This window comes from Geodermatophilus sp. SYSU D00814 (genome assembly GCF_054050055.1).
The window spans coordinates 1-8456 of record NZ_JBJGYP010000062.1 but is presented as its reverse complement, the minus strand read 5'-3'; the positions used below and the strand labels follow the sequence as shown (position 1 = coordinate 8456).

Sequence of the window (8456 nt, the reverse complement as noted above, 5' to 3'; positions counted from 1 at the left end):
GCGTGGTTGGGGGCAGGCGACGGCCTCGTTGTTTGGGTGAACTTGCGCTGGTTGGATACGTCGTGTAGGCGGGGCCCCCCCCCCCCCCCGCCGCGGCCGCCCCGCCACGCACGTCGGCTTCGCCGCCCGGCACGGCGACGGCGGCCTGTCCGGCGACGGCGACTCCTTCGGTGTCGGCGCGGCGATCCTCGTCGGCGACCTCGCGCTGGTCTGGTCCGACGAGCTGCTGCGCCGCTCCGGCATCTCCGGTCCCGCGCTGTCCCGCGCCCGGTCGGTCTGGGACACCATGCGCACCGAGGTCACCGCCGGGCAGTACCTCGACCTGCTGCGCGCCGCCGGCGGCCTGCCCGGCCCGCAGGGCGCGCTCACGGTCGCCCGCTACAAGAGCGCCGGCTACACGGTGCAGCGCCCGCTGCAGCTCGGTGCCGCGCTGGCCGGCGCCGGTCCGCGCGCCGCCGACGTCTACACCGCCATCGGCCTGCCGCTGGGCGAGGCGTTCCAGCTGCGCGACGACGTCCTCGGCGTCTTCGGCGACCCGGCGGTCACCGGCAAGTCCGCCGACGACGACCTGCGCGAGGGCAAGCAGACGCTGCTCGTCGCGCTGGCCGAGGAGCGCGCCGACGCCGACGGGCTGCGGCTGCTGCGCGAGTGCCTCGGCGACCCCGACTGCGACGACGCCGCTCTCGACGCGCTGCGCCGGCTCATCGAGGACACCGGTGCCCGCGCCCGGGTGGAGGAGCGCATCACCGAGCGCACCGCCACCGCCCGCGCCGCGATCGCCGCCGCCCCGATCGCCGCGGAGGCCCGCGCCGCCCTCGACGCGCTCGCCGTGGCCGCGACCTCCCGGACCGCCTGAGCGTGCGCACCGTCCCCGGGGCGACCGACCGGGTCGTCGTGATCGGCGCGGGCCTGGCCGGGCTCGCGACGGCGCTGCGACTGCGCGGCGCCGGCCGCGAGGTCACCGTCGTCGAGCGCGCCGACGGCCCCGGCGGGCGGGCCGGCGTCGTCGCCCGTGACGGGTACGTCCTCGACACCGGCCCGTCGGTGTTCACCGCCCCGGAGCTGGTGGCCGAGACGCTGGCCGCCGTCGGCGAGCGGCTGGAGGACCGGCTGACGCTGGTCCCCCTGCAGACCACCTACCGGGCGCAGTTCGCCGACGGCTCGCACCTCGACGTGCACGCCGACGTCGACGCCTTCGCCGCGGAGGTCGAGGCGCTGGCCGGCCCGGCCGAGGCCGCCGCGCTGCGCCGCTACCTCGCCGACCTCGCCGAGCTCTACCGGCTGCAGCTGACCACGTTCATCGACCGCAACCTCGACACCCCGCTGGACCTGCTCGGCCCCGAGCTGTGGGCGCTGGCCCGCCGCGGCGGGTTCGGCCGGCTGTCGAGCCACGTGGCGCGGTTCTTCGACGACGACCGGCTGCGCCGGCTGTTCAGCTTCCAGGCCCTCTACGCCGGCGTCTCGCCGTTCCGGGCCATCGCCGCCTACGCCGTCATCGCCCAGCTCGACATCGGCGCCGGCGTCTGGCACCCGGTGGGCGGGATCGGCGCGGTGCCGCGGGCGATGGCCGCCGCCGCGGCCGACGCCGGCGTGGTGTTCCGGTACGGCGCGACCGTCGAGCAGCTGGAGCTGCGCGGCCGGCGGGTGAGCGGCGTGTGCCTCGAGGGCGGGGAGCGGCTGCCGGCCGACGCCGTCGTCGTCACCACCGACGCGCCCGAGCGGCTGGTGCCCGGCCTCGCCCGCCGCCGCCGGCCGGTCTACTCGCCCTCCTGCGTGACCCTGCACCTCGGCGTGCGCGGCGAGCTGCCCGGCCAGGCGCACCACACGATCAGCTTCGGCGCGGCCTGGCGGCAGGTGTTCGACGAGCTCACCCGCGACGGCCGGCCGATGAGCGACCCCAGCCTGCTGGTGAGCATGCCGTCGGTCACCGACCGGTCGCTCGCGCCCGACGGCGGGCAGGTGCTCAGCGTGGTCGCGCCGGCGCCGAACCTCGACCCGCACTCGGGCGGCAACCCCGGCATCGACTGGGACGCGCTGACCCCGCGCTACCGCGAGGAGGTCCTCGGCGTGCTGGAGGCCCGCGGCTGGACCGGACTGACCGACGCGATCGAGGTGGAGCACGTGGACACCCCGCTGACCTGGGCCCGGCAGGGCATGGCGGCCGGCACGCCGTTCGCGCTGGCCCACACCTTCGGGCAGACCGGCCCGTTCCGGACGCCCACGCTGCCCCGCCGCGGGCCGGAGAACGTGGTGCTGGCCGGCTCGTCGGTGCAGCCCGGCGTCGGCGTCCCGATGGTGGTCGTCTCCGGCCGGCTGGCCGCCGAGCGGATCACCGGACCGGTGCCGGCATGACCGCCACCGAGCGGCCCCTCACCCAGGTCGAGCGGCAGGAACGCCTCGACGCCGCCTACCGGTACTGCGCGGCGGTCAACGCCGAGCACGGCAAGAGCTACCACCTGGCCACCCGGCTGCTCACCGCCGACCGGCGCCCGGCGATCCACGCGCTCTACGCCGCGGCGCGCACCGCCGACGACCTCGTCGACCACCCCGGCGCCGACCCCGAGGCCGACCTCGCCGACTGGTCCCGGGCGCTGCTGGCCGAGCTGGAGGCCGGCTGGTCCGACGACCCCGTGCGGCTGGCCACGGTGCACACCTTCCGCCGGTACGCCATCCCGGTCGAGCACCTCGTCGACTTCCTCGCCGCGATGACCAGCGACCTCACCGTCACCGGCTACGCCGACATGGACGCCCTCGACCGGTACATGTGGGGCTCGGCGTCGGTGATCGGCCTGCAGGTGCTGCCCGTGCTCGGCACCGCGCCCGGCGTCGCCCGGGAGGAGGCCGCGCCGCACGCGGTCGCGCTGGGCGAGGCGTTCCAGCTGACCAACTTCCTGCGCGACGTCGCCGAGGACGTCGACCGCGGCCGGGTGTACCTGCCCGCCGACGTCATGGCCGCCCACGGCGTGACCCGCGAGCAGCTCGAGGCCAAGCGGTACGACGCCCGGTTCCGGGCGCTGATGCAGGAGATGGTCGCGATCGTGCGCCGCCGCTACGACGACGCCGCGCCCGGGACGCCGATGCTCGCCCCGGAGTCCCGCGACTGCGTGCGTGCCGCCACCGCGCTCTACGGCGGCATCCTCACCGAGATCGAGCGCGCCGACTTCCGCGTGCTCGACCGCCGGGTGACGGTGTCCAAGCCGCGCCGGCTGGGGATCTTCGCCCGCCGCCTCGCGAGCGCCCAGGCCGTCCGCCTCCGCACCCGCCCGGCATAGGAAGCTCTGCGCACGTCTGCGCTGCCGAGACGTGCGCAGAGCTTCCTCTGCCCCGTCCCGTCAGAACGCGAGGGCCTGGGCGCGCCGGGTGACCTCGGTGTGCCGGTCCCCGCGCAGCGCCTCCACCGGCGTGCCCGGCAGCGACTCGTCGTCCCGGAACAGCCAGTCGAAGACCTCGGCGTCGCTGAACCCGCCGTCCCGCAGCACGGTGATCAGCCCCGGCAGGTGCTTGAGGACGGCCCCGTCCTGGAGGAAGTCGGCGGGGATGCGGCTGTTGCCGCTGCCCGGCACCGCCATGAGCTTCCCCTCGCGGACGAGCTGGCGGACCTTGTTGGGCGAGACCCCGAGGACGTCGGCGACCTCGGCGGGGGTGAGCGTCTGCACGCGGTCGGACTGCACGTGCCGAGCCTAGGACGCCGGCCGGGCGGCTAGGATCGGCGGCGGGCCGTGACTGGCGCATCGAGGTGGGGCACCACCGGGGAGCGGCCTGGACTCCCCCGCCGGGCGCCTGGGCAGAGCCGACCACCGACCGCGCAGGAGCCCTCGCATGACCGACGTGACCCCCGCCTTCGACGCCACCGCGGCGTCCACCGCCTACCGCAGCGCCCTGTCGGTCATCGCCGATGTGGAGCCGCGGGTCGCCGACGCGATCGGCGCCGAGCTCGCCGACCAGCGCGCCTCCCTGAAGCTCATCGCCAGCGAGAACTACGCCTCGCCCGCGGTGCTGCTGACCATGGGCAACTGGCTGTCGGACAAGTACGCCGAGGGCACCGTCGGGCACCGCTTCTACGCCGGCTGCCAGAACGTCGACACCGTCGAGGCGCTCGCCGCCGAGCACGCCCGCGAGCTGTTCGGCGCCCCGCACGCCTACGTCCAGCCGCACTCGGGCATCGACGCCAACCTGGTCGCCTTCTGGGCGGTGCTGGCCCAGCGGATCGAGTCCCCCGCGCTCGAGCGCGCCGGCGTGCGGCACGTCAACGACCTCACCGACGAGGACTGGGCCACGCTGCGGCACGCCCTGGGCGACCAGCGGATGCTCGGCATGAGCCTCGACGCCGGCGGCCACCTGACCCACGGGTTCCGCCCGAACATCAGCGGCAAGATGTTCGCCCAGTCCTCCTACGGCACCGACCCGGAGACCGGGCTGCTCGACTACGACGCCGTCCGCGCCCGCGCGCGGGAGTTCCGCCCGCTGATCCTCATGGCCGGCTACTCCGCCTACCCGCGCCGGGTCGACTTCGCGAGGATGCGCGAGATCGCCGACGAGGTGGGCGCCACGCTCGTCGTCGACATGGCGCACTTCGCCGGCCTGGTCGCCGGGAAGGTCTTCACCGGCGACTTCGACCCGGTGCCGCACGCCCACGTGGTCACCAGCACCAGCCACAAGTCGCTGCGCGGCCCGCGCGGCGGGTTCGTGCTCTGCCAGCCCGAGTACGCCGACGCCGTCGACCGCGGCTGCCCGATGGTGCTCGGCGGGCCGCTGCCGCACGTGATGGCCGCCAAGGCGGTCGCCTTCGCCGAGGCCCGCCGTCCGCAGTTCGCCGGCTACGCGCAGACCGTCGTCGACAACGCCGTCGCCCTGGCCGAGGGGCTGTCGCGCCGCGGCGCCCGGCTGGTCACCGGCGGCACCGAGAACCACCTCGTGCTGCTCGACGTCTCCACCTTCGGGCTCACCGGCCGCCAGGCGGAGTCGGCCCTGCTCGACGCCGGCATCGTCACCAACCGCAACGCGATCCCGGCCGACCCGAACGGCGCCTGGTACACCTCCGGCGTCCGGCTGGGCACCCCGGCGCTGACCACCCGCGGCTTCGGCGCGGCGGAGTTCGACCGCACCGCCGAGCTCGTCGTCGACGTGCTCACCCACACCAGCCCGACGGCGACGCGGGACGGGTCCCCCTCGAAGGCGAAGTACGCCGTCGACGGCGGCGTGGCCGACAAGACCCGCGCGGCCGCCGCCGAGCTGGTCGCCGCCCACCCGCTCTACCCGGGCCTCGACCTCGCCTGAGCCGCGCCGACCCGGGATCAGGTGACCTGATCGTCGGGCGTCCTCCCGCACGTCCCACCGTGAGGGAGGACGCCGCACGATCAGGTCACCTGATCCCCGCGGGCCCTCCCGTGACCGGTGTGACGGGAGGGTGTGGCCGACCGTTCCCCTGCGCGTCTGCCGACCGCTCGGGCGGAGGTCGCTCCTAGACTCGGCGTGTGGACACCGCCGTGACCGACCCCGTGGTCGGCTGCGTCCTCGAGGGGCGCTACCGCCTCGAGGAGCGGCTGGCGCGCGGCGGCATGTCCACCGTCTACGCCGCCACCGACCTGCGGCTGCACCGCACCGTCGCGGTCAAGGTCATGGCCGAGCACCTCGCGCACGACCCGACGTTCGTCGGCCGCTTCACCCGCGAGGCGCGCGCCGCGGCGATGCTCAGCCACCCCAACGTCGTCTCGGTCAGCGACCAGGGCAGCGACCAGGGCCTGGTGTTCCTCGTCATGGAGCTGGTCCGCGGCCGCACGCTGCGCGACCTGCTGCAGGCCCGCGGCCGGCTCACCGTGGCCGAGGCGTTCGCCGTCCTCGAGCCGGTGCTGTCCGGGCTGGCCGCCGCCCACCGCGCCGGCATCGTGCACCGCGACGTCAAGCCCGAGAACGTGCTCATCGGCCACGACGGCACCGTCAAGGTCGCCGACTTCGGCCTGGCGCGCGCCGTCGTCGGCACCGGCCAGACCAGCCACACCGGCGGGATGCTCATCGGCACCGTCGCCTACCTCTCCCCCGAGCAGCTCGAGCGCGGCCGCGCCGACGCCCGCAGCGACGTCTACGCCGCCGGCCTGGTGCTGTTCGAGATGCTCACCGGCCACCCGCCCTACGGCGGCGACACCCCGCTGGCGGTGGCCTACCAGCACGTGCACCACGACGTCCCCGTGCCGTCGGCGGAGGTGCCCGGCGTGCCGTGGCAGGTCGACGAGCTGGTCACCCGCACCACCCGCCGCGAGCCCGCCGTCCGGCCGCTGGACGCCGGGGCGTTCCTCGCCGACCTCGAGGACGTGCGCACCGACCTGGGCCTGGCCCGGGTTCCGGTGCCCACCGGCCGCAGCTCCGCCGGCCCGGCCACCATCCGCCCGACCAACCGCCCGCCCCGCCGGCAGCAGACCGAGCCGGGTGCCGCCGACCCCGGCACCGAGGTGCTCGGCGGCGGCCGGTCCGCGCGCGGCGGGCGCACCAGCATGCTGCCCGGCATGGGCGCCGGCCCGACCACCGACGTCGGCGGCCGCCGGCCGGCCCCCGCCGTGCGGCCGGGCCTGGCCCCGCACCTGCGCCGCCGCCGCGCGCGGCTCGCGCTGGCCGTCGTGCTGCTGCTGGCGGTCACCGTGGGCGCGGTCGGCTGGTGGATGGGCTCGGGCCGCTGGACCCAGGTGCCCTCGCTCGTCGGCGCCGACCGCTCCGCGGCCGAGGACCTGCTGCAGGAGGCGGGCCTCGACCCGGTGTTCCTCGACGAGCAGTTCAGCGAGACCGTGCCCGAGGGCGAGGTCATCTCCGCCGACCCCGACGGCGGGGAGGCCATCCGCGGCACCGACGTCGAGCTGGTCGTGTCCCGGGGACCCGAGCGGTTCACCGTCCCGGCGGAGCTCGTCGGCCAGCCGGTGGAGGCGGTGCGCGAGGCGCTGAAGAACATCGCCGTCGTCCCCACCGAGGTCCCGGACTACGACGACGAGGTGCCGGTCGGGTCGGTCACCGGCTTCGACCCCGAGCCCGGCACCGAACTGCGCCGCGACCAGCCGGTCACCGTCTACGTCAGCCGCGGCCGGGCGCCGGTCGACGTGCCGAACGTCATCGGCCAGGCCGGCGACGCCGCGCAGTCCAACCTGGAGTCGCTGGGCTTCACCGTCGCCCGCACCGAGGGCCGCAGCGCCGACGTCGGCACCGGCCAGGTCATGGCCGTGACCCCGGCGCCGGGCCAGGAGGCGCCCTACGGCAGCGAGGTGACCATCCAGGTCTCGGTCGGTGTCCCGCAGGTCACCGTCCCGGACGTGACCGGTCAGCGCGCCTCCGACGCGGTCGCCGCGCTGGAGGCGGCGGGGCTGGAGGTCACCACGTCGACCTTCATCACCGGCGACCGGGTGTACCGGCAGAGCCCGGGCGGGGGCACCGTCGTCGACCAGGGCAGCGAGGTCAGCCTGCTGCTCAGCTTCGGGTGAGCGCGACCCCCGTCGGCGCGCACGTCCAGGTGGCCGGGGGCCTGGCCACCGGCGGGCTGCGCTACACCGACGACGTCGGCGCGCAGGCCGTGCAGGTCTTCGTCGGCAACCCGCGCGGCTGGAAGCGCAGCGCCGGCGACCCCGCGCAGGACGCCGCCTTCGTCGAGGGCCTGGCCGAGCGCGGCGTGCCGTCGTTCGTGCACACGCCGTTCCTGGTCAACGTCGGCTCCCCGACGCCGGCCACCGTCGACCGCTCGATCGAGACCATCGCCGCCGACCTCGCCCGCGGCGTGCAGCTCGGCGTGCGCGGCGTCGTCGTCCACGCGGGGTCCGCCGTCGACGAGGACCGCTACGAGGCCGCGCTGCGCCAGCTGCACGAGCGGCTGCTGCCGGTGCTCGACGCGCTCCCCGACGACGGCCCGCGGCTGCTGGTCGAGCCCACCGCCGGCGGCGGCCGGTCGCTGGCGGCCACCGTCGAGGACCTCGGGCCTTACCTCGCCGCGCTCGACTGGCACCCGCGGGTCGGCGTCTGCCTGGACACCTGCCACGCCTGGGCGGCCGGGCACGACCTGGCCACCCCCGGCGGGACGACGGCGACCCTCGACGCAATCACGGCCACCGTCGGCCCGGGCCGGCTCGGGCTGGTGCACGCCAACGACTCCCTCGACGAGCGCGGGTCCCGGCGCGACCGGCACACCACGATCGGCGAGGGGTCGATCGGGGTGGCCGCCTTCGCCGAGCTCATGGCGCACCCGTCGCTGGCCGGGGTGCCGGTCGTCGTCGAGACCCCCAGCGCCGACCGCGGCCACGCCCGCGACATCGCCCTGCTCCGCGCGCTGCGCGACGGCCACCCGCTGCCCGAGGCGGCCTCCGCCGCCTGACCGGGCGCCCTCGTGGGGGGGGGGGGGGGGGGGGGGGGGGGGGGGGGGGGGGGGGGGGGGGGGGGGGGGGGGGGGGGGGGGGGGGGGGGGGGGGGGGGGGGGGGGGGGGGGGGGG

General features: G+C 76.5%; 7 protein-coding genes and 1 riboswitch. Of the genes, 6 read left to right on the top strand and 1 reads right to left on the bottom strand.

The genetic code is table 11. The features are described 5' to 3' along the window. The first annotated feature begins 55 nt into the window (after positions 1-55). From ACI780_RS24270 to ACI780_RS24260, 3 genes are read left to right on the top strand one after another with little or no spacing between them, the layout of a single operon-like run. Positions 56-856, top strand: a complete 801-nt coding sequence (locus ACI780_RS24270) for a polyprenyl synthetase family protein (protein WP_457006054.1) — start codon at positions 56-58, stop codon at positions 854-856. Between the two features lie 2 nt (positions 857-858). Continuing rightward, positions 859-2352 carry a phytoene desaturase family protein gene (gene crtI / locus ACI780_RS24265; RefSeq protein ID WP_457006053.1) on the top strand — a complete coding sequence of 498 codons (1494 nt, stop codon included), beginning with the start codon at positions 859-861 and terminating at the stop codon, positions 2350-2352. Beyond that, a complete protein-coding gene (locus tag ACI780_RS24260) occupies positions 2349-3272 on the top strand; it encodes a phytoene/squalene synthase family protein (RefSeq protein WP_456870094.1) in 924 nt (307 codons plus the stop codon). Before crtI ends, ACI780_RS24260 begins: the two co-directional genes overlap by 4 nt. 60 nt (positions 3273-3332) lie before the next feature. Here the strand turns inward: ACI780_RS24260 and ACI780_RS24255 are convergent, their stop codons facing one another. Then, the gene (locus ACI780_RS24255) at positions 3333-3671 is read right to left on the bottom strand and encodes an Rv2175c family DNA-binding protein (RefSeq protein WP_456870093.1); all 339 of its coding nucleotides are present in this window, start codon (positions 3669-3671) and stop codon (positions 3333-3335) included. A gap of 38 nt (positions 3672-3709) precedes the next feature. After that, a riboswitch (ZMP/ZTP riboswitch) is annotated at positions 3710-3793 on the top strand. 26 nt (positions 3794-3819) lie between these two features. Between ACI780_RS24255 and ACI780_RS24250 the strand changes: the two genes are divergently transcribed. From ACI780_RS24250 to ACI780_RS24240, 3 genes are all read left to right on the top strand, one after another. Further along, positions 3820-5277, top strand: coding sequence for a glycine hydroxymethyltransferase (locus tag ACI780_RS24250; protein WP_457006052.1), 1458 nt, complete (start codon positions 3820-3822; stop codon positions 5275-5277). Positions 5278-5474: 197 nt separating this feature from the next. Continuing rightward, positions 5475-7460, top strand: coding sequence for a Stk1 family PASTA domain-containing Ser/Thr kinase (gene pknB, locus ACI780_RS24245; RefSeq protein ID WP_457006051.1), 1986 nt, complete (start codon positions 5475-5477; stop codon positions 7458-7460). Beyond that, on the top strand, positions 7457-8341 hold the full coding sequence (locus ACI780_RS24240) for a deoxyribonuclease IV (protein ID WP_457006050.1): 885 nt from the start codon (positions 7457-7459) through the stop codon (positions 8339-8341). Before pknB ends, ACI780_RS24240 begins: the two co-directional genes overlap by 4 nt. Positions 8342-8456 lie beyond the last annotated feature (115 nt).